Origin of the sequence: Paenibacillus sp. F4, from assembly GCF_002894905.1 — a bacterium.
GTDB lineage: Bacteria > Bacillota > Bacilli > Paenibacillales > Paenibacillaceae > Paenibacillus > Paenibacillus polymyxa_B.
Map to the genome: position 1 here is coordinate 56507 of NZ_POVS01000019.1, position 22455 is coordinate 78961.

Here is a 22455-nt window from a genome sequence, read left to right on the forward strand (position 1 = left end):
GGATACGTATGTTTTACGGCCGAGGACGACCGATAAAATCTCCTAAATTAACAGGGTAGTTCGTCCCCTCAACATTCCATTCACTAGCTTGATATGGTTCTGTATTACCAATGACCGTACCACTGTTCCGTCCCAAAGCCTGCCCTTGACCAATGACTGCGATATCTATGAGCGTGTTGTTGTAGTACAGCTTAAGCGTTACAGGTTCGGAATTGTTACTTTGTAACTGCAGGAAGGTAAAATACCAATCCTCCGATACGAACGAACTCAGATCATCCGCAATAACAAATGTTTGCCCAGGCATAATCACATCCCCGTCATTGGCATTTATGATAATCGGGTCTGGTTGGTCGGATCGCTCAATCCATATTCTATTTTTCTCCAACGGTCTGTTTGTAGGGTTATACAATTCAATCGCCTGGTCCAGATAATCCGGTTCGCCTTGCCACACGACTTCGGAAATGAACAAGTCTCTTTTCTCAACAATCACTGGAATCGTAAAAGATGTCGTTTCACCACGATTATCATTTGCCGTAATCGTAAGGAACGTCATACCATTACGCAACGGTTGTATGAAAAGTGCATTCCCTTCTACCTGCCCTCCTGCCACCAATGGATCAGAAGACACCACAGTATAGGTCAGCGTGTCTCCATCCTCATCAGAGAACATATCATTCAGCTGCAATATTTGCTGACCATCTCCCGGGTCCAAATATTGAGGTTCAGGCACACGGGTCACTACCGGACGATGATTTACTGGTTGAGGAGCTTCAACTTGCAGCATAAATGAAGTGAAAGAAACGCCCCCACGGCCATCATTCGCCGTAATTCCAATCATCGTAATACCAGCATTATGCAGTGTTACAAAGGAATCTTCTCCGTTCTCCACCACACTGCCTACTTGGGGATTGGAAGAAGTGATGGTATACGTCAAGGTGTCGCCATCCTGATCCATAAATAACGAACCCGGATACAGCATCAGCTTGTCCTGCAACACATTAGCAACTACGATAGGTAAATGAGGCAAAGCCACAGGTATGTGATTCTCAGGCTGCGGATCAGGCAGAGGCGCATTCACCATAGCAGCAAACTGAAGCGAGGCTGTGCCTCCCTTGCCGTCATGGGCTGTTATCGTCATTAGACTAATGCCGGCTTGAAGCGGCGTAAGCATAAGCTGATCGCCTGTAACTTCTCCTGTGGCCACTTCTGGCGAAGCCGATTCCACCGTGTAGGTCAGTGCATCGCCATCCTCATCGTTAAACAAGTCAGACAGGCTAATCTGCTTGCCACCCTCATTTAAGAGCAAAGGAATGTCATTTAGGCGGTTGCTCGCGACAGGACTGTGATTAATGTCCTCCTCATAAGTAGAACTGGTCACTGTATAGTTGAAAAACACGCTCGCTTTGCCGCCTTTTCCATCCTCTGCCGTAACAAATACCTGTGTGCTTCCTACTGATTTAGGTTTTAGTGTAAGCTGTTGATCGGCCACTTCTGCTTCTGCTACGTATACATCCGAAGTGACCGCATGATACAATAGCTCATCCTGATCGGCATCGTAAAACACATTTTTCAAATCCACTAGCGTATCTCCAGAACCCAAAATGGGATATTGATCGGCAGGAACGATAGCTGAGACAGGTACATGATTAGGTGTTGGCGTTGGATTCGTTGTAGAACTGCCACCGCCGCCACCGGATGAACTTTTTTTAGTGCTTGTTGAGGATGTATCCGAAGATGCATCCAACGTGGTATCACGTATAATTTGAGTCTCTGTTCCCTGCTCCGCAAGACGGGTCTGTACAGTCTGTATACCATTGGCGAGACGTACCTGTGTATCGGCAAAATTCAGTTTTAGCTGCTGCCATACACCACTTCCCTGAATCTGAATAGGTTCATGCGTATCCACGATCATTTCGTTTACGTCTGCATGAATCTCTACATTTTTGGCACCCTTCATCAAGGTTACCTGAGGTAACGTATCACCTTGAATACGCACAAAATCCGCTGCAATAGCTAACTTGCCTTTAAATTCTGACCCTTTGCTATACAAAGTCACCGGATGTTGGGCTGTACCACTTTGCACAATTTGAAGCGCCGACAGATCAGCTACGTTTCGGTTCGATGCCTGATAGGTCAGGGTGGCCCCTTGAAGCGCCGGCACATTGTCCGCTCCGAACAGCTGCTTCAATTGCTGGCCGATCAAATAGGGCTTTCCATCCATATAGGCGATATCCCCGTCAATACGAGAAAGGATTCCCGTCCGTTCGCCCGATTGGAACACATTCACCAAAAAGGCTGCGATATCTTGACGTTTTACCTGTACTTTAGAGTCAAACCGATTATCCGGCGTATCCATTAATCCCAGTTTGAGAGCTGCCTCTACGTTGCTTTTGGCCCATTGGCTCACCTGATCCCCATCAGAAATGTCCTGAACATCTCCGCCTTGAACATGGGTTCCTCCAATCGCTCTCACCAGAATGGCTGCCAATTCCTCACGACTCACTGCAGCATCCGGGCGGAAAGCACCCGATTCATCTCCGGTCATTAGACCTGCCGCACCTACAGCTTCTATATAAGAAGCGGCCCAACTCCCCTGCGTGTCCTTAAAAGTTACTGCTTTCTCCGTTGCGTCAAGCTTAAGTGCATTAGCTAGCAAAGCTGCCATTTCCTTGCGCGTTAACGGTTGATCTGGACGGAAAGAACCATCTGGATAACCCGTGATCAGTCCTTGCTTCACAGCCTCCTGTACCGCCTGTAATGCCTGGGATGACATAGTGGACTGATCTGTAAAAGATACTGTATTGGCTTTAGTCACAATCGCTGACGTCTCCCCTTTCGTTTCCGCATGAACAAGCTGGGGCCCCCATGCCATACCTGCCAGCAACGTCACCATCAGCACTTTTTGCCATTCTTTATTCGTTTCTTGATTCATCAGACTCTCCCCCGTGAACGGTTCATTCTTGTTATTAGTGAAAAGATCTTATCATCCGCCTCTGAACCAATTCTGAACAATATTAAAATTTTATCTTTTTCACAGTCTGGACTTTGTAGCAAATGAAAAAAGAGCGCTCAGCCAGATGGGCTAAGCGCTCTAAAACTTCTATAAAACGTTGATGTACATGCCATATCAGGAAACCGTAGGATTCCATTGAAAGGTAGCCGCGGACTTGGATGGAAGGGTAGATTTGAAAACCTTATTTCCCTGCCGAACCTTAAATGTCTTTGTGTTCTCTCCCGTATTGGCGGCAATCAGGACAAGCGTACCGTCGGGGTTGCGATAGGCAACCGTTTCGATACTTCCACTATAATGTGTAGAATCAATACGTACCGCACCTGGACGGACAAATTTGCTGGCGTGCCCAATTGCATAGTACTCCACATTTTTCGTAACTGCACCGCTTAACGGGTCGATGGTCACTACACCTCTACAGTTGGTGCACCCCTCATTGGTCGGACCCCCGGACGGGTCAAGTGCGATATTCCAAAAGAGGACATTTTGCGACCAGTTTCGGGGTGCACCAATGATCAGCTTGGACATATCCCAGCTCAAATCATCTCCAAAGCCCGGACTCCACGCTCCCCCACTACATTCTGTCATATATACAGGCTTATCAGGAAAAGCATTATGCACATCTGTCATCGCTGTGGGCTCTCCTTTGTAGCAATGAAAGGCCGTTCCGTGCGTATAGTTTCGAGCTTGTTCATCTCCCAACACGGTCTTGGCATATTCGCTCCCTGTATCCCAGTTATGGTCAAAGGCAATAATGTGAGTAGATAAATGGTTTCGATTTAGGGCCGGACCCAGATATTGTTTAATGAAATTCGCCTGTTCTGCTGCTCCCATACTCATGCTGGGATACTTGGACGTCGTGAATTCTGGCTCATTTTGAATGGAAATCGCCTGAATCGGAATTCCCTCGTTCGCATAAGCCTGTAGATAACGAACAAAATAGTCAGCATACGCCTGGTAGACGCGCGGATCGTTATAGTCCAAATACCAGCCGTTATAAATCTGCTCCCCATATTTCATCCAGGGCGGAGCTGTCCATGGGGTTCCCATAATCTTTAAATCCTGGTTTCTTCTCAGGATTTGCTTCAGCACATCGATCACATCCCGATCCTTGGCGATGGAGAAATGATTCAGCTCATAGTCCTTGCCTGTTGCCACATCGTCATAGGTATAGCTACCAGGCTGTCCCTGTTCATCTACGGAATAATCTGAGGCTCCAATGGTATGGCGAATATAACTTAGTTGAATGCCACTAGCTGTAAACAAATCATTTAGCAGCTGATCACGCTGATTGGCAGACATGCCATGATTCATTAGGTATGCGGACGAACCGGACACCGCTGCGCCAAATCCCTCCATCGTCTGATAATGAATATCTGGCTTAATCTCAATCGTCAGTGTATCCGCATTCGCTGCATTTTCTTTACTGTTATCCTTATCCCAACGGATCGGGGTCTGTTGGGTTAGGCGATTCGCAGGGTCGGGTGTTGTTAGCCACATGTTGACGTTATTTTCTGCTTTCGGCCCCGGAACATTCCGTATAGCCATACTGGCCAGGACCGCACAGATCAAAATGGCCACTGCAGCTATAAGCAGCCAGATGGCAGTACGTCGTTGCTTTTGGAGTTTCTCCATCTAATATCCTCCTCTCCCCATCATTAGCCTGTCCTCATCCTCCCTACTATTTCAGCTTTCACTTGGGTTTCCCTTTGCATACCTGTTGGACGTTTACATACCGATAGCAAAAAGAGAGCCGGTGCTTGTGCCCGCGCTCTCTTGAATATAACCATTTTAAAATAAATGTAACGGGTTTACTTTTTTTCCTTTTCTGTAGAGATTGCCGGAATCGTAACACTTCCCGTCAGTCGTAAATCCTGAGAGGAGCTGCCCACATAAATGGGCACTTCACCCGCCGGCATAACCCATGCTTTTGACTTTTCATCCCAATAAGAGAAAGCTTTCGGGTCGAGTTCAATGCGAACCTTCTTCTCTTGACCCGGCTTTAATTCTACCTTGGACCAGCCTGCCAGTTGACGGGATGGAGTCTCTACGTTTGTCGGAAGCTTACCGCTGTACACCTGTACAACCTCAGCTCCGGCTGTTTTGCCCGTGTTCTTCAATTTTAGCGAAACTTCGACGGAACTCGTACGATCGGATTTTTTTCCACTCGCATGCTGTTTTGTTTTCAGATCGCTATATCCGAATGTCGTATAGGATAAACCGTGTCCAAAGGAGAACGCCGGTTGAATACCCGATTTCTCATACCCACGATAGCCTACAAAAATACCATCTGAATAGTCACCTATACCGTTCACGCCTGGAAACTTCTCTGGTGAGGACACGGGTGTAGACTGCTCGTTAACCGGGAAAGTTACCGGCAATTTACCAGAAGGATTCACATCCCCGAATAAGACGCGCGCTATAGCATTCCCTTGCTCTTGTCCAGCAAACCATGCTTGTACGATGGAAGGGACTTTGTCCTGCCATGTATCCATTTGCACGGCTCTGCCACTCATTTGTACAACAATGGTTTTCGGATTTGCAGCCGCAACCGCACGGATCAGCCGATCCTGATTGTTCGGCAGTTCCATATCGGAACGCTCAACATATCCTTCGCTCTCATACGTACGCGTTACAACAATCGCAACATCCGATTTTTTCGCCAATTTCACAGCGTTGTCAATCAACTTATCTGACGTATCTGCTGGAGGTTCCCAGCCCAGACGAACCATACCACCGGAATCACGACCATTTGTCGGATAATCGGCGCGGTATTCAATACGTATTTTGTGCTTTTCACCCGCTTTAAGGGAGATGTTTTTCTTCGTAGTGCCCAGCTTTTCACCTTGATTATCCACGAATAGCTTATCGTCGAGATACAGCTTGCTTGATCCCAAACTGGTTAATGACAATGCATAGTCACCATCCTTGGGAGCTGCAATTGCTCCTGTCCAGCGTGCAGATATCAAACCGTTCAGTGTCGTTGGTGTATTTGAAACTTTAGGGGACTTCGCATTGAAGCCCTGATAATTATAAAATCCAAGGTTCATATTGACTTGGTCATCATTGCGTACAAGAATCGGATTTCCTTCCATCTTGTTATTCTTCCAGTATTCGCCTCGAAGCCCCTGTTCGCCATCTCCATAAGTCGCATATCCAACACTGATATCCTCTTTCTGATCAGATGTAGTCAACAGTGAAGACGGAACAGCAGATGGCCCTGGCATAATGTCTCCTGCAGAGATCGGGTCTGTGCCCGGTGCATATTGGACGGTAACTCCTTTGCCGACACGATTGCGGATGCCCTCTAACGGACTCACGGTATATGTCGGGTTCACCAACGAACTGCCTCCGCCTGCCACAGTGCCGTTATCTGCATCGGGGCCAATCACAGCAATGGACTTGAGTTTATCTTTAGACAACGGTAATGCATTGTTTTTATTTTGAAGCAGTACCATACTTTCCTCAGCCAATTGACGGGCTGTCTTGCCATGGTCACGGGCATCAATTTGATTATTTTGAGCCGGGTGATCGAATAAACCTTTGCTGAACATTTGCACCAGAATGCGCCCAGCCTTATCATCAATCGTTTTTTCACTTACCTTGCCATTCTTAACAGCCGCCAGCAGCTGATCTCCCCATTTACCATATGGTGTACCCGGTGTTTCCAGGTCCAATCCGCTATTTGCTGATTCGACTGTACTCAGGTTCGCACCGTAATCACTCATCACAAAGCCCTTGAATTGCAATTCCTTCTTCAAGAGGTCCGTCAAAAGAGTTTTGTTCTCACAAGCAGACTCGCCGTTCACCTTGTTAAAGGAGCACATGGCCCCTCCCAAATCTGCCTTGGCGATGACTTCTTGGAACGGGCGTATGTAAATCTCATGCAACGCACGGTCACTGACTTTGACATTCGTCGTGAAGCGCTCCGTTTCCTGATTATTCATAAGGTAATGTTTCGCAGTCGCCAAAACAGGGTGGCTTTGTATACCTTTGACATAAGCGGTCGCCATTTGCGATTGCAGTAGCGGGTCCTCACCCATAGATTCAAAGTTTCGCGATCCCCATGGAATACGGGCAATATCCATCCCCGGTCCAAGCGCAACATTATGAGTTGTATTAAAAGCCTCGTCTCCGATCAAATCCCCATACTGTTTGGCAGCTTGGGTATCCCACGTTGCAGCCAACGCAATTGGAGCAGGCAACGCAGTAGATTGCTTGTCCTGCACATCTGGATTGGCGATGCGCACACCTGCAGGTCCATCTGCCATCGTCAGCGCCGGAATACCCAACCGCTCCATCGAATTATTATAGAATCCATAGTAATTGTTGACCTTGCCAGTCACCAAATCTATTTTTTCTTCCAGCGTCATTTCCTGCAGCAGTAGTGCTGTCCGTTTCTCAGCCGATAGGGCCGTGTTCATCCAGGGCCGATCTTTCTGGCTGCCTGCCGCTCCTGCAATATTCATAGGTCCGATCACAACAGCCGCGATAACTGTCATCATCACCATACGGAACAACCATGTTGATTTCACTTTCACGTTTGTAATTCCTCCTTGATGTTAGGTCATGAGGTGAATGCCTATTCAACTCTCACAGGCTTGCAAAGGCTCTCGATCCTGCGAGCACCGACAAGAATCCAGAGCCACGGGATAAGCAAGCAAGTCAACAAAAGTCGCAATGGCTCAAGTGACACGTTTACCACCCTACCGTACATTTTCGAAAATTTCATTGAAAGTTTTTGGAAGTACAGCACTAGGACCTTCATTCTTCTCCATAAAAAGAGAGCGCTCACAATTCAGTTAACTGATAATAAAATTACACTTTTGTAACTTTTTAATGACGGTTTTTTAACTAATTTAAATCACAAAAAATGATTCATATGTCCCACTCTTGACTTACTCATATGGCGTTACCTAGCGTGCGACCAAAGTCGCTATTTGGGAATTGGAGATACTTATGTATGAGGATTTTTCAAAAATCCCATAAGCGACTTCCAATGAACAAGATATAGATCGCAATGTTAATTCGTCTATATCTTGCACTTCGGAGCAACTGGAATCGAATTTTGCAAAATCCTGATATAAAAAAATAACGCTCACAAACAAAAAAATTCCAGAGAACCTGGAAGGTCCCTGGAATTAATGTGATTATTCAAACGGATACCGAAGCCCCCACTGTGAACGAATCTGATCCATCAGTTTCATAATTCCTAATGATTCATCCAAAGAAATAGTAGAACTTTCGAGCAAGCCTTCGTTCAAGCAACGCCCGACTTCTTCTGCTTCAAAGGCATAGCCTGTAGAGGATCGGTCATCCTGAAAGTTTTGCGCCTCTTCACCGTCCACAACTAAAGTAGCCGATGTGCTGTTCAGGAATGACGGAATGTGGATATAGCCCTTTGTTCCATGGATGTATGCCTCATTCGTCAATCCGAGACGGACTGCCCCGTTAAGCATAGCCGTGCGTCCTTTTCCATAATCCAGCAAGATCGAAAATGTCTCGTCAACGCCTGTCTCCCCGATATGAGCAGTGCTCCATACATGCTCAGGTTCAGGACCGAAGACCATTGAAGCAAAAGAAACCGGATAAATTCCTGCATCTAATAGAGCACCTCCGCCCAGCTCAGGGTTCAAAAGCCGCCCCTCCGGGTTCCAATCTACTCGAAAACCAAATTCCGCCTTAACCAACTTTACCTCCCCAATGTGTCCCGCATGTATCCACTCCCGCACTTGGCGAATCGGAGGCAAAAAACGTGTCCACATTGCTTCCATCAAGAATAGCTTACGCTCACGTGCAAAGCCGATCAGTTCCTCCAATTCTTTGCTATTGACGGTGAAGGGTTTCTCACACAAGACTGCTTTGCCCGCCCGAAGAGCCGTCAGAACATTTTCTTTATGAAAAGGATGAGGAGTCCCTATGTAAATAGCATCTACCTCGGGATCTTGTGCTAATTCCTCATAGCTCCCGTAAGCCCGTGATATTTGATGCTTAGCTGCAAATTCGGTAGCGCTTTCAATAGTGCGTGATCCAACGGCATACCCTTCTCCATTCGTAACATGCGCCAAATCCGCCACAAATTGATCTGAGATCCAGCCTGTGCCGACAATTCCCCATTTAATCTTATTGCTCATACTTGTGTCCCTCCCAGCAATTTGGTTAACGTTGACTTACAACATACCCTTTTATTCTAGCAAACGCCTGTCCTAAACAAAAGAAACATTTGCTAGACGACAGTTTCTTTTGTGACCCAGCAGCATCTTCATTTATACCCATTATTGAATGACGTATATGTAAAACTTTTTATCCACTTTCATGACTGGAAAACCAATCGGCAATTCTCCTGGAGCTATACTAACAAAGCCGTTCTTCTCATAGAAACGATGAGCTGCTACGAATTGTGGTGTTGTTCCAAGATAGATTTCTTCAATAGACCTTTCCCTGGCCCATCCTATGGCATGATGCAATAATTGATTCGAAACATTGAATGTTTTACCTCTATAGTTTTGTTTTACAAACATTTTTCTGAGTGCTGTCTTACGGTTCCCAATATCTAACAAAGCTATAGTCCCTACTACGGTTCCTTCACTAAGTGCCACCCAGAAGTTGCCGTTACCACGCTGATAAAAGTTTTCAATATCAAGCAAATCTGGCTGATCTTCTTTGGTTATGGCGATATTATATTCATCTTTTTGAATATGTAAAATTAAATCGACAACTTGTGATTGATACTCGGTTGAGTACTCTTTTAGAAAGATACTATTAAACATCGTTGTGTTCTCCTATTATCGTCAATTGTTATACTGTTAGATTCCCATCAAACCACAGAACCTAAAATATTACCCATATTTCCTTATTCGCGCTTGATACACGTTCAGTATTAAATAACTCAACCTCCGCAACTAAACTAAGTTTCCACCTGCACAGGAGAGGATTTGAAACCATTGTCTAGGTGCGAACGTTGAGTTAATTATGAATCTATATATATCAGAATTCTATTCTACGCTTGAAGCTGTGTAAGAATTTGCGGGTCCTTGATCTTCTGGTCCTCGGCCAACAACACAATTTTGGATAGAATCTCCGCTGTTCTTGGGTCTTCGTCCAGAAACGGCAGGAAGATGCGTCCACGATGCTGCGAATGCACCGGGATAATATGCAGAACTCCCTTCGCTTGCTTGTAGACACCCCCGCTTCCCAGATGCACAGCATATTCGCCAAGAGTCCCATCTACACGTGCATAATTCCCATCCAAGCGTACATTGCTAATTTTCAGCAAGCGAAGTGATTCCTGCACAATCACCCTACGCATTTCAATGGTCGTTAGACTGGCCTCTGGATCAACGCCGCCTACATGGGCAACACTGACGACCAGATCCACGTCCCGCATAACTTCGGAGAACAGAACAGGAGGAACTTCGTCCAACGGTACGCTCTTATACGTTGTACGATCAAAGAACTGTACTGTCTCCAGCGTAGGAGCCTCGGTATCCGCTGGTGAGAACCAGTCTGCCATGGCATACAGGTTCGCAATCAGATTCTCGGCATAGTACACCTTCTGGAGTCCGTCCTCATAGCTGACTGTCCAGTGGCGACCTTTCAATAGGGATACCGTTTTATTCGGCTGTACCTGGTGTCCCGCATATCGACGGGAAACTGTCGCGTTTGCACGTTCATCAGCATTCAGCAAGTACAGCTCACGGAACACCTGCTTAAATGGCTGGCGTATCTGGCGGTCGAATAAGTCCTTCTGGAAGTCGCTCCAACGACCACTTTCGAACAAATGAAGGGGGTGAGCGATAATCAGCTTGTCCTCTTCTCCTATAGTATGCTTTTCAGCAAAAGGAGCCGTCAATACCAACGTTTCCTCATTAAAATATCCGAGGTGATCATCAACCTTGAAAACCAGTGTTCGCACCAACGGAGCAAGCACAGGATTACCCAGCAGTCCTCTCAATTCCTTCACCATAAAGGTCGTACCAGACTCCATAGAGCGTTCCAATTCTTTGCGAGCTCTGCGGTACTGATCCACTAGATCTCCTTTAAGCTCCTTCAGCGACGTAACATACTCATCCTTCTTGAAACGAGCCGGAATGGATTTCAGCGTCTTGCCTTTGCTGACAATTTCAATATCTGCCGCTCCTTCAGCATCAATGACGAGCTGTACTGTTGTAGCCTCGTCCAAAGCATGTGGCTCAAAATAAGACCGAAGATCATCCAGCTTACGAGCTTCCATGTCCCATACGAGACGGGTTACGTCATCATAACCTGCGTTACGTGCCAAATTCCCGAGCGCAATCCGTGAAACGAGTGCCTCACTGGCCTTACGCTGTGCCCCGAATTTTTTGCTTTGTTCCAGAAACCTCTGGATAAAATCATAACGTTCGCGTACATCTGGTTCAGGCGGCTGAGCAAGTGGAATCAGACTGTAGGTCAGCAAATGGTCTTTGTTTCGCTTATCCTCCACTGATTTTTCCATTTCACTCCGTTTGAGCTTACCCAGCGTCGCATCCGCAAACAACTGGGATCGACGATGATTGGCTCCAGCCGAAATATACTTGGCACAATCGTACAGCAGATCAAAACGCTCCTCGCCCAACGTCTCATAGGCCTCATGAAACCAGTGAATATCGAAGGCACCATCATTAAAATCTTGCGGAGCAATCGGCGAGTAATGAGCTACAATCGTTTCCTTCTCGGCCGAAAAACCTTCATTGATATGTGCATGGAAATACCATGCCGCACTGCGAAGCCCTTCCCAACCGAGATAGTCTGCTACAATCTCAATCCACTGTGGAGCATACATAGCAGCCTCCAGCAGACGTTTATCCGTAATTTTAGTGTTTTTCAGCTTTCCCTTGAGCAACGTGGCATTCTCGCCATCACTCGGATAACATGCTTTGAGCAAGTGGCTGAACGATTCTTTTTTGGTAATACGATCACCGTAGCCGTACACATAACCACGCACGAACGTTTCCTTGTCGAGACCCTCCAGAATACGGATGAAATAATCCATACCTTCAATCTGGCTCAATCCCATAACCTTTGGCGTAGCCTCGGTAGGCAAATCGCCTCGAACCAATTCAACCTCTAACAGTCGATCAATAACCGTACGACGTATTTCCAGAAATTCATGTTTGCTGGAAATCCATGCATTGCGAGCATTGGTTAAGGTACTCATATGTCTTCTGCTTTCACTACCGGCGAGTAGTTCCCGATACACTTCCCCTACACCGATCAACCCTTTTTCATATGCTTTGAAATAATCCTCCAGATCCAGCGGAGAATAAAAACGATTTTCCGCTCCTGGCAGTTCTGCGTAGTTCACAAAGGTATGGAAAAAGCGCTTAAAGGACTCATCATCATGGACCTGCCCCTTCTCCAGGGCCACCCACGGGCCAGACAATAGATGGAGCATTCCCATATCCTCTTCAGGTCTGTCCTTAGGCATGCCTTGCATTAGTGAATTTAAAGCAAGGTCAATTACGTCAAATGTTTGGTCACCGGCTGTGTCCATAAAATAAGCATTAACTAATGTGCTTACCTGATCGGAATAGGTCAGTTCTGCCATCCACTTCTGTACCTCGTTAATGCGATCCAAAGGATACATTTGCTCAGCGAAGTCTTTACGCCATCCTTCCAGCAGCTTGTGCTTGCTTTGTTCTGAATAGTCCATGTTAAAAGAAAAGTATCGATAATAGCGATCCAGCGTTCGGTCCATAGGCTCCAATCGGTCATAAAAAACAAGCTCCAGCAGTTCACGCGCTTCCATGCCGCTTTCCTGCAAATAACGGTCCCACTCCTCATATAGAGGATATAAAGACAGTCTGGAATCTACTTCTTCATCGACCTGAACCAGCCGTAGAGGACGAAGGTTCGTCCCAATAAGCAATGTATCTTTGTAGCCTGAATAATACTCCGCAGTATATTCCACATCACGATGATGATGAACAAGCTCATCCAGTCCGCTCAAGAACTGCTTGAGCTTCTCCAATGGACTAACAAAAACATCGGACAATCGAAAATCACCCAGATCAACTTTCTCTTCCAACCAAGCTTCCTTGACATTCGGATCGTACAGGCCAAAACCGTTAGCCCCTGTATAAGCATCCTCCTGTCCCAGCTTGGACAGCAGTTGCTCCTCTTTGGCTGTGGGTTGCTGAATGATATCCGCCAAAACCCGCAGGCTTTCATACTGTTCGGCACGATCCGGGTCTGCATATATCTTCGTCAATACTTCCAGTCCACCCAATCGTTGTAGCTCCGCTTTAGCACGAAGCAAGCGTTCCAATGAGCCAGCCAGCGGCCCTTCCGATTGTGAGAGCAACACACCAATGACACTTTGTCGCAATGATCCCGTCTTGAGCTTTAATAAGGCTTCCATTTGTTGCATTTCTGGTTCCGACAGCGTCAGCTTACGCGCCTTGGCCACAGCGAACTCACGGATACTCATACTTTTGTCAGACAAACTGGAAAAAATAAAATCACGTTGTACCGTATCCTCAGGGCTTTGCACAAAATGGTTCAACAGTTCGCCACGCAGATTAGGGCTAATCTGTTCCTTTAAGGCTATGATTTCCCCAATCCAGGAAGCGTCCATATCATAACCAGCGAGATACAGCATTTTTTGAATAGGTGCATCTGAGCGGTGATACAGATTTACAAAATCCAGCACCTTGGAGGGCTCGGTGGACTCACCCTTTTTCATATGTACAAACAGGTTATGAAGTCGTTCAAAATCTTTACGCCGCTCCTCTTTGCTCTCCAGCAAAGGAGTGCGCACCACTTTAACGATCCGATCCGCGACCGTCCCGCCTTCTATCCATTCATAAAAATAATTGCTTGTATAGTTCGTCAGTATCCAATATTGAAGCTCCGGGTCCCTTTCATCCAGATATTCTCTCGCAATTCCGAGGCGCACATCCTTGTTGTCACTGTTAGACAGTACATACAGTGCTACGATCTTCTGGTAAGGTGCTCCCTGCTCCATGAGTTTCCGAACCTGTCCATACAGATCACGTTCCTCATGTACTGCGGTAGCCCACAGACTCATATATACTTCATTAGCATTTGAGCTGGTCAGCCATTCCTGGCGTAGTTCACTTCGAGTCAATGCTTCATATGCCTGCTCGATCAGTTGGCGAACGACCCGCTGATTGGCGGATTCCAAACCCATTCCCGTCCATACTGCAAGCGCCCGCACTACCGAGCTGTAACGAATGAAGCCTTGCTCAATAATCACCTTCAACAGATAGACAAGTGCCTCTGGAGTGCCTTCATCCATTTGTTCCACGATACTTTGGCGCAATCCCTCCTGGAGTTTGGCGGCTGCCAAGAGCTCGCCGATCATGCGATAATTCTCCTCCTGATGACTCAGGAGCATGCCTTTAATCATATTGCGCGTAAGTAACGCCGCCTGATTATCCCCATAAATAATAGCTTTTAACGCCTCAAGCACCTGCGAATTACCGTTATCCAGCTCATAAGCAATCCAGTCACCAATCGTTTCCTGAATCCGGTAATCCCTGCCTGGTTCATAATCCTTTTTTGTTAAATAATCCATTACGGAGAACCCGATACAGTCCATTCGGATCAACTGCACCATTTTTTTATAAACTCGGGAAGTATGGGCCGTAATATCCGAAGTGCGAAACGGTTTGCGCGCATACCCTGTGCTGTATGGATATTCAGTCACATGCTCTGTTAGATGTGCGAATACTTCGCCCGCTGTTTGTCCAATTAGACCACGTAATACCTCTGTCAGTGGCTTAAACAGTGGCTCTCCGCTTTCTGTCGCCCGTTCTTTTAATATTCGCTGACATTCGTTAAATGGCTCCTCGTTCTCCTGTATGTAATGAAGCTTACCCAGTTCCACAACATACTGAGCCAATTCCTGTTGTTGTCCATCCAGTTGCGCCGCGCGCTCCTTCAGTGTGGTGAAATATTCTTGCTCATTGTTCTCTTGATGCATATTTCGTTTCCCCCTCTACCATAGGCCTCCAGCCAGCATTGTGAAACGTATAAATACAATCTCATTCCCATCCTTAAGTGACAAAGGAGCATCCAGTTCAATAGTTTCCTCGTCACATACAAAAACTCTGTATAAACCATCTTCAAAAGCCTGCATCGCCGTGTTCACGGCATCCTTAATATCCGGGACACCCTCATTATATATGGAACCGAATCCTACTTTGCCTATCTCGCCTTGTGCCTGAACTTCCTCTCCCGTGAGGAACGGAATCAGCGCGACACTCTCCTGCTTTTCCCGTAGCTTTTGAACATTCAGAGCAACCGTTGCAGTGATCAAATCTCGTAATGTTTCTGGAGCAGGACTCAGCTCTATTTCCTGTCGTGCGAGTGCGGGCTTGCGCTTTCCCAGACTTTTTACAGTTACAAACAGCTTCATGTCGTTCCCCTTCCTTTTTATTCACGCTTTTGGCCCGTTGTCAGCTGAATTTTTTGACCTATATAAAAACACCGTTAACGAAATCGAAAACGAATGTTTGTTCGTATTTTTATTTTAATATGTTCCTTATCATTACTCCATCGCCCTTTATGACCAAAATTCGTAGCGGTGTAACACCCTAAAACCTTAAAAAATAAGACTTTATACCCTGTTTTCGATAAATTTTATCCATATTAAGGATGAAAAAGAAAAAGACCTGCACAAGGGAGACTATCTGCTCTTCACAGACTTCCTTCCATTATACAGGTCGTATTTCATCATAAAACGATGTTTCAACATACTTATTTATTTAAAATGCTGGAACAACGCTGTCCTTGTAATTGTCCTCAAAAAATTTACGTACTTCCGGTCCAGTCATTCGCTTCGCCAGCTTTTGAATAGCATCGGAATCTGCATTATCCTTACGCGCTACCAGATTAATGGCAAAGTGTGTATCGTCTTTTTCGGTAATCAGCGCGTCCTTCTTCGGTGTCAGACCGAGCGGCTTGGCATATGCGGGATACATGGCAGCCATGTCCACATCATCCAGTGACCGCGCCAGCATCAACAAATCCACTTCTTTAAACACAAACTTTTTCTTATTTTCAATAATATCAGCCTGTGTAGCATTATAGCCTACGCCTTCTTTAAGCTTGATCAAACCATTTTGCTCCATCATTACTAAAGAACGTCCAGTATTGGCCGGGTCATTGGCAATGGCAATAGTCGCACCTTCCGGCAGGTCTTTAACGTTCTTGTATTTTTTGGAGTACGCGCCGTAAATGGCGTTGTAAATTGGTTTTATCGCCACCAAATCAGACTTGTTGCTTTCATTATATTGTTGCATAAAAGGAGCATGCTGAAAGAAGTTAGCATCTACTTCCCGACTTGCCAATGCGTTGTTCGGTTGGATATTGTCTGAAAGCACGACGATTTCCAGATTGACTCCGTCCTGTTTAAGCAGCGGCTTCACGATATCCAGCACATCTGTCATCGGTGGAATGAGCGTTGCTACTTTCAAGGTCACTTCTTTTTGGGAAGTTGCTTCTTTAGACTGTGTTTCTGGAGCAGCCTGCTTTTGACCACCGCATCCGGCAACCAGTAGCATAACGACAGCAAATAGTGTAAGTAATTTCAAGTTCGTTTTCATGTTGTTTTTCCGACTCATTCGATGAAGAACCTCCAAGTAAATTGTGATCGGGAAGATAAAAAATGAGTTACAGTGGGAGCCGCAGCCGCTTCACGTGCAGATTGTTCTTCTGATCGCTGTTGAAATGGGATTCTCTCTGATTTGTAACACAATTTATAGGTTAGAATCCCATTTCAAAGGCGAACGCTGACGCTTCTCCAGAACAATTCTGCCCGCTCCGCTTTTGAGGTACTGTAAAGTCATTTTTATTTCCCATAGTGAGTTGTGCAAGTATAGTGAAAGTTACAATTCCACCTTACCGCTTGTCGATCCGGTGGGATATGGTGCTTCCGGTGAACTGGATCGTTTGTACGAAAATAATCATGACGACGATGGTGAATGCCATCAAGCCTGTTTCAAAACGCTGGTAACCGTAGCGGATGGCAAAATCGCCTACCCCGCCGCCGCCCACAATGCCCATCACCGTGGAGTAGGAGATGAAGCTAATGGTGGACGTGGTCAAACCCAGTACAAGCCCGGAACGAGCTTCCACGTACAGAAATTTAAAAATAAGCTGGAGGGTGGATGCCCCCATAGAAGTAGCAGCTTCAATTACACCCTTGGGCACCTCAAGCAATGATTGCTCCACCAGCCTTGAATAATAGGCGATGGCCACCACTGACAAGGGAACCGTTGCAGCCATCGTGCCCAGCGCCGTCCCTACGACCAGGCGTGTAAATGGAATCATAAACACGACGAGCAGCAAAAACGGGAACGAGCGGATGACATTGACCACACTGTTCAATAGGGTGAACAGCAGTCGATTTTCATATTTTTGCCCTTTGCCGCACAAATACAAAATCGTTCCTGCCGGAAGCCCTAACAGTACAGCTGCTGCGATAGAAATCCCCACCATGATAAACGTCTCTCCAATGGCTTTCCATATCTCAGACTGATATTGCGCAATGATGCTCAGCATTTCATTCATCAGCTTCACCTGCTCCCGCTGTTGAACCTACCGCAGTGTCAGCTACACGTTGCGTTGAAAGCAGCTGCCCATCCCGCATTTCTGAGACACGGGTACAAATATTGCGTACCACGTCCATATCGTGCGTTACGATTACAATGGTAACTCCCAGTTCATGGTTGATCTCCCGTAACACGCCCAGAATATCCGCGGTCGTCTGAGGATCAAGCGCCGAGGTTGGCTCATCACACAGCAGCACCGCAGGTCGATTCGCCAGCGCTCTGGCTATCGCCACACGTTGCTTTTGGCCTCCGCTCAGTTGTGCCGGATACTGTTCTGCTTTATCAGCTAAACCGACGAATTGCAGGCATTCGCGCACACGTTCCGCTCTCTCTTTTTTCGCGACACCTGCCAGCTCCAACGGCATTGCCACATTTCCACTGACCGTCCGATTGTGAACAAGATGATAATGCTGAAAAATCATCCCTATGGATCGCCGCGCTTCACGGAGACGTTTTTCCGGCATGCGAGTCAGATCTTCCCCGTTCACAACCACGTTTCCCTCATCCGGCCTTTCCAATACATTCATCAACCGGAGCAACGTAGACTTACCGGCACCGCTGGCACCTATGATACCGTGAATTTCCCCCTCCTCCACTTGAAGGGACACGGATTGAACCGCATGAAATTGGCCGCTTGAGGTGGTATAATGCTTGCTTACCTGATGCAGCGTAATCATGAAACCTGGCCTCCTGATGATCCATTTCTCAGGGAAAATGTAATAAGCCCGCCAGCCCAGGCGGGTCTGTACGAGCCGTCAATTCCCATTGCATTAATATACCACAGAGCAGAAAACGGGCAAAGCCTTTTGACAACAATTAACGTACATCCCACACCCCCACATAAGGAAAGCAGATACCGAGTCCCCAAGCCAGCGTAAGCATGATGACAAAATAGAATATGAACACAATATCTACAGCCGAATAGCCGATCGCATAATAATACGTGCGTTTGGTTTCATTGGTAAAACCCTTGGCTTCCATAGCAATAGCAATTCGCTGTGCACGCCGGATACTTTGAGCGAGCAGCGGAATCGCATACCTGCGAAGCGTGGCATACATATTCCATTTGGACACATGCTGATGTAAACCTCGAATACGATGGGCTTGTCTCAATGCCTGGAATTCCTCCACCATCATGGGCATCAACCGCATGGCTGCCAAAAAGCTATACGCATACTTCGGAGAGAGCCTCCATTGCTGCATCAGTGAATAAAAAAGGTCCACCGGACGAGTCGTTAAACCAAACAGCAACCCTACCGCAGCCATACTCAGCGCACGAAAGCCCAGATGCATACCCCGATAAAAACTTTCCTGCGTTATATGGATCAGGCCCCATGTCCACCAGGTCGTCACCCCTTTGCCGAACATCATCATGCCCGTTGAAGTTGAAATAAACACCAATATAAAGGGAGATCCGTACAGCAGCAGCCTCTTCCATGGATGGCCTGACCAGACAAGCAGCAACAGCATAGCACACGCAACATTAAACATGACATTCGGATCATGGATGACTATAACGACCACAAACAGTATGGAAAACATAACGAGCTTTAAGCCCGGATTCACGCGATGCAGCCATGTTTTATGATGGGGAAAGGACAGGTTCATACTGTAGTTCCCCTTTCTGAATCCGCCATATATCGGTACAATATCGACGGATAATTTCCGGGTCATGCGTGACCATCACAATGGCCGTGCCTGCCGCTCTCAGCTGCTCCAACATATCCAGCATGACAAAGGTATTACGCGCATCCTGCCCAAAAGTCGGTTCATCCAGCAGCAGCACTTCCGGCTCACGGATCATAGCCGTAGCAATACTCAACCGCCTTTTTTGGCCCAACGAAAGCTGATACGGATGACGCTCGTCCAGCCGCTCCAGTCCGAACTGTACGAGCATCCGATCGACCCGTTCCCGGCACTGTTCAACGGTAAACAAGCTCTTGGGTAACGAATACTCTAGTTCCTTTCGTACGGTGTGTGCTACGAATTGCAGCTCGGGATTTTGAAACGCGAACCCGATACGCTCTGCCAGTTGTTCCGTACTGCCTGCCTCAATTCCGCGCATGCTATAACGTCCCTGTGTGCGAAGTAAGCGCATCATGGAGAGCAGCAGCGAGCTTTTGCCAGCTCCGTTTTCACCGACCACGCCAATCCAGTCGCCAGGCTTCACCTGCGCATGCTCCACATAAATCACTGAACTTAAACTGCGGAGGCCGCTAAAATGTTCCAGCTCCAGCAAATCAGTCCCCGCACCATTCTGTTGCGTCACTGATTCACTCCAACGTGGCGAAGACGATTCATTCCATACTCCCGGGTACCACACGCCGTACTCGGACAATGCCTGCCGATGCATATGAAATACTTCTTCCGCCCTTCCATCCGCAATGATCTCCCCTTGAGCAGAAAGCACCACAATCCGGTCCACATCATGGACAATTTCATTAATTTTATGCTCTACGATCACCAGTGTCTGGTCTACCGAAATGTTGCGAATGGTATCCCATACCTGTGTAGTGCCTTCCTCGTCCAACAAAGCCGTGGGCTCATCCAGAAAAAGCACTTCTGGCTCCATAGCCAGCACAGACGCAATCGCCAGCCGCTGCTTCATTCCCTGTGACATGTTGCCAATGGGCATGTGTATATCATCCGTCGATAGACCAACCTGTATCAGCAGCTCGCGAATACGGGATTGCATCTGCTCCTGGGGAACCTGATTATTTTCCAACACAAAAGCCAGTTCCTCGTCTGCATATGACATACAGAACTGCGTATCAGGATCTTGAAATACAATACCTGAGACACTTGGAATTACAGCAGCATCGTATTTCATGGGCACTTCTATCGTGCGTGGAATCACACCGCTTAACACTTGGAGTAGCGTTGATTTACCGCATCCACTCGGTCCCAGCAGCAGCAGCTTTTCCCCCTTGCGGACAGACAAAGACATATTGTGAAAAAGCAGCTCCTGCTCACCGGGGAATTTCAACCGTAGACGGGTGATCGAAGCCACCACATCTTCGGTTGCCCGGCTCATCAATCCAGCCCCTTATAATCTTGTTCCGTTGCAGGTCTCAAACTTCGTGTAACTCCGGTTACCTCCAATGCCTTAGCCAGATAGAACGCGAATACCCCGGCAATCACAATACTGCCAATCATCCGAAATCCAATATACAAAACATAGTTCCAGGTCGATAGCTGATCAATATACCCGTAGCTGAAGTCTAAAATCAGAGAAGTGACAGCCGCCCCGGCCGCAGCTAGCGAAGCAACCCCCAGGTTTGCGTTCCGATACAGAAAAGCCGCAAAAAACAGCTCCGCTCCCAAGCCTTGCAGCAGGCCATAGTACAAGGTGGACATCCCCCATTCGCTTCCCAAAAAAGCGCTGACCGTTGCCGCTGCCACCTCTGCCAAAATCGCAACACCCGGCTTGCGAATGATGAGATAAGCAAACGTGCCTGCCATAAACCACATGCCATACATCAGTTGCTCTGCGTGTAGACCAAATGGTTTCATCAAATCATAGGCAGGTCCCCATATTTTGTAGACCAACCCGAACACAACAGATATCACAATCGTGACCAAAATATCAGTCAGCTTCAACCCTTTGGACGCTCTTACAGCAGTATTCATTATTGCGTGCTCCCCTTTTTCCTTATAATTGGCCTCTTGGCCATAAAAAAAGCTTGTCTGGAGCTGAATCTCCAGGCAAGCTTTATGCGCAGTAAAAGGTGAAGCACCATACAAAACATCATTCGTCGATATGCCTTATATAACCAGTAGTCTAAGCTACTACACTGATACCAAGCCAAAGTCAGGGTCAAGGTAAAATGCTAGGACATACATTGAATCTATCGACAACCGCAAAACAAGCGGCATTCCTGTATAGTGTTCTAAGTTTCTCTACGCTGGCATTACCCAGATCAGATTTCACGGTCAGTGGCAAGGGCCACCCTCTCAGCCTGACTTTCTCAAGCTCCCGACAATGCTTTTTAATTCACTATAATATATACCTTATCTATGGCTTTGACAATCCTATAATCCGAAGAAACGTTTGGCCGTCTCCGTCGTCGCGATTTCGATCTCCATCATGCTTCGGCCTGTACATTCGGCAACCGTAGCAGCAATGTGAGCGAGATAAATCGGCTCATTACGCCCTTCTTTCGGCTTCACGGGCAGATTACGCGGGGTCAAAAATGGAGCATCCGTTTCAATCATCAGGCGGTCCAAAGGAATATCCCTGACCAGTTCACGCAGATGCTTGCCGCGCCGTTCGTCGCAAATCCAGCCGGTAATACCGATATACAGTCCCATTTCTACATACGTATTCAATTCCTGTGCAGTGCCGGTAAAACAATGCACCACCGCTTTATCGACAAGCCCTTGATGCTCCCGTAGCATAGCGACAAAATCCTCATGCGCATCTCGTTCATGCAGAAATAACGGCATATTCAGCTCACCCGCCAGTTGGATTTGCTCGCCAAACCATCGGCGCTGCACATCACGTGGCGAAAAATCACGGTTATAGTCCAATCCGCATTCCCCTATGGATACGACCTGCGGCTGACCCGCCAACTGGCGGAGCTGCTGAATCGTGTTTGCGCTGCAGTCTTTGGCATCATGGGGATGCACGCCAGCTGTCGCATACAGCTTGCCCGGATAACGTGCCGCATACTGAGAAGCCTCCCGACTGCTGCGGACACTGGTCCCGGTAATAATCAGCGGTGAAATCCCTACAGCCGCAGCTCTCTCTACCACCTGTTCCCGATCCGCATGAAACGAACGGTGCATCAAGTTCACGCCAATATCAATTAACGGTGTACCCCTTTCCATCTCAATCCCTCCTTC

14 protein-coding genes and 1 riboswitch are annotated in these 22455 nt (G+C 47.1%); all 14 genes read right to left on the reverse strand.

Features of this window, described 5'->3' with window-relative positions; all coding sequences use genetic code 11:
- Positions 1-13: 13 nt before the first annotated feature.
- A complete protein-coding gene (locus C1T21_RS22230) occupies positions 14-2932 on the reverse strand; it encodes an S-layer homology domain-containing protein (protein WP_103049775.1) in 2919 nt (972 codons plus the stop codon).
- Between the two features lie 195 nt (positions 2933-3127).
- A complete protein-coding gene (locus C1T21_RS22235) occupies positions 3128-4645 on the reverse strand; it encodes a glycoside hydrolase family 30 protein (protein ID WP_103049776.1) in 1518 nt (505 codons plus the stop codon).
- A gap of 176 nt (positions 4646-4821) precedes the next feature.
- Positions 4822-7551 (reverse strand): beta-glucosidase, encoded by a 2730-nt coding sequence (locus C1T21_RS22240; protein ID WP_103049777.1) that lies wholly within the window; start codon positions 7549-7551, stop codon positions 4822-4824.
- Positions 7552-8160: 609 nt separating this feature from the next.
- Positions 8161-9144, reverse strand: a complete 984-nt coding sequence (locus tag C1T21_RS22245) for a Gfo/Idh/MocA family protein (protein WP_103049778.1) — start codon at positions 9142-9144, stop codon at positions 8161-8163.
- A gap of 141 nt (positions 9145-9285) precedes the next feature.
- On the reverse strand, positions 9286-9780 hold the full coding sequence (locus tag C1T21_RS22250) for a GNAT family N-acetyltransferase (protein WP_103049779.1): 495 nt from the start codon (positions 9778-9780) through the stop codon (positions 9286-9288).
- Between the two features lie 230 nt (positions 9781-10010).
- Positions 10011-14978 carry a DUF4132 domain-containing protein gene (locus tag C1T21_RS22255; RefSeq protein WP_103049780.1) on the reverse strand — a complete coding sequence of 1656 codons (4968 nt, stop codon included), beginning with the start codon at positions 14976-14978 and terminating at the stop codon, positions 10011-10013.
- A 15-nt stretch (positions 14979-14993) separates the two neighbouring features.
- Positions 14994-15413, reverse strand: a complete 420-nt coding sequence (locus tag C1T21_RS22260) for a hypothetical protein (protein ID WP_013308949.1) — start codon at positions 15411-15413, stop codon at positions 14994-14996.
- 349 nt (positions 15414-15762) lie between these two features.
- On the reverse strand, positions 15763-16620 hold the full coding sequence (locus C1T21_RS22265; RefSeq protein ID WP_103049781.1) for a MetQ/NlpA family ABC transporter substrate-binding protein: 858 nt from the start codon (positions 16618-16620) through the stop codon (positions 15763-15765).
- A gap of 277 nt (positions 16621-16897) precedes the next feature.
- A complete protein-coding gene (locus C1T21_RS22270) occupies positions 16898-17569 on the reverse strand; it encodes a methionine ABC transporter permease (protein ID WP_103049782.1) in 672 nt (223 codons plus the stop codon).
- Positions 17562-18287: a methionine ABC transporter ATP-binding protein gene (locus C1T21_RS22275; RefSeq protein WP_103049783.1), complete on the reverse strand. Its 726-nt coding sequence runs from the start codon at positions 18285-18287 to the stop codon at positions 17562-17564. The genes C1T21_RS22270 and C1T21_RS22275 overlap by 8 nt, the downstream gene beginning before the upstream one ends.
- Before the next feature lie 139 nt (positions 18288-18426).
- Positions 18427-19218 (reverse strand): energy-coupling factor transporter transmembrane component T family protein, encoded by a 792-nt coding sequence (locus tag C1T21_RS22280; protein WP_025721333.1) that lies wholly within the window; start codon positions 19216-19218, stop codon positions 18427-18429.
- Positions 19193-20644: an ABC transporter ATP-binding protein gene (locus C1T21_RS22285; protein WP_103049784.1), complete on the reverse strand. Its 1452-nt coding sequence runs from the start codon at positions 20642-20644 to the stop codon at positions 19193-19195. The genes C1T21_RS22280 and C1T21_RS22285 overlap by 26 nt, the downstream gene beginning before the upstream one ends.
- Positions 20644-21240, reverse strand: coding sequence for an ECF transporter S component (locus C1T21_RS22290; protein ID WP_103049785.1), 597 nt, complete (start codon positions 21238-21240; stop codon positions 20644-20646). Before C1T21_RS22290 ends, C1T21_RS22285 begins: the two co-directional genes overlap by 1 nt.
- 250 nt (positions 21241-21490) lie before the next feature.
- Positions 21491-21600, reverse strand: a riboswitch (TPP riboswitch).
- Positions 21601-21642: 42 nt separating this feature from the next.
- Positions 21643-22440, reverse strand: a complete 798-nt coding sequence (locus C1T21_RS22295; RefSeq protein WP_103049786.1) for a TatD family hydrolase — start codon at positions 22438-22440, stop codon at positions 21643-21645.
- Between the last annotated feature and the right edge of the window lie 15 nt (positions 22441-22455).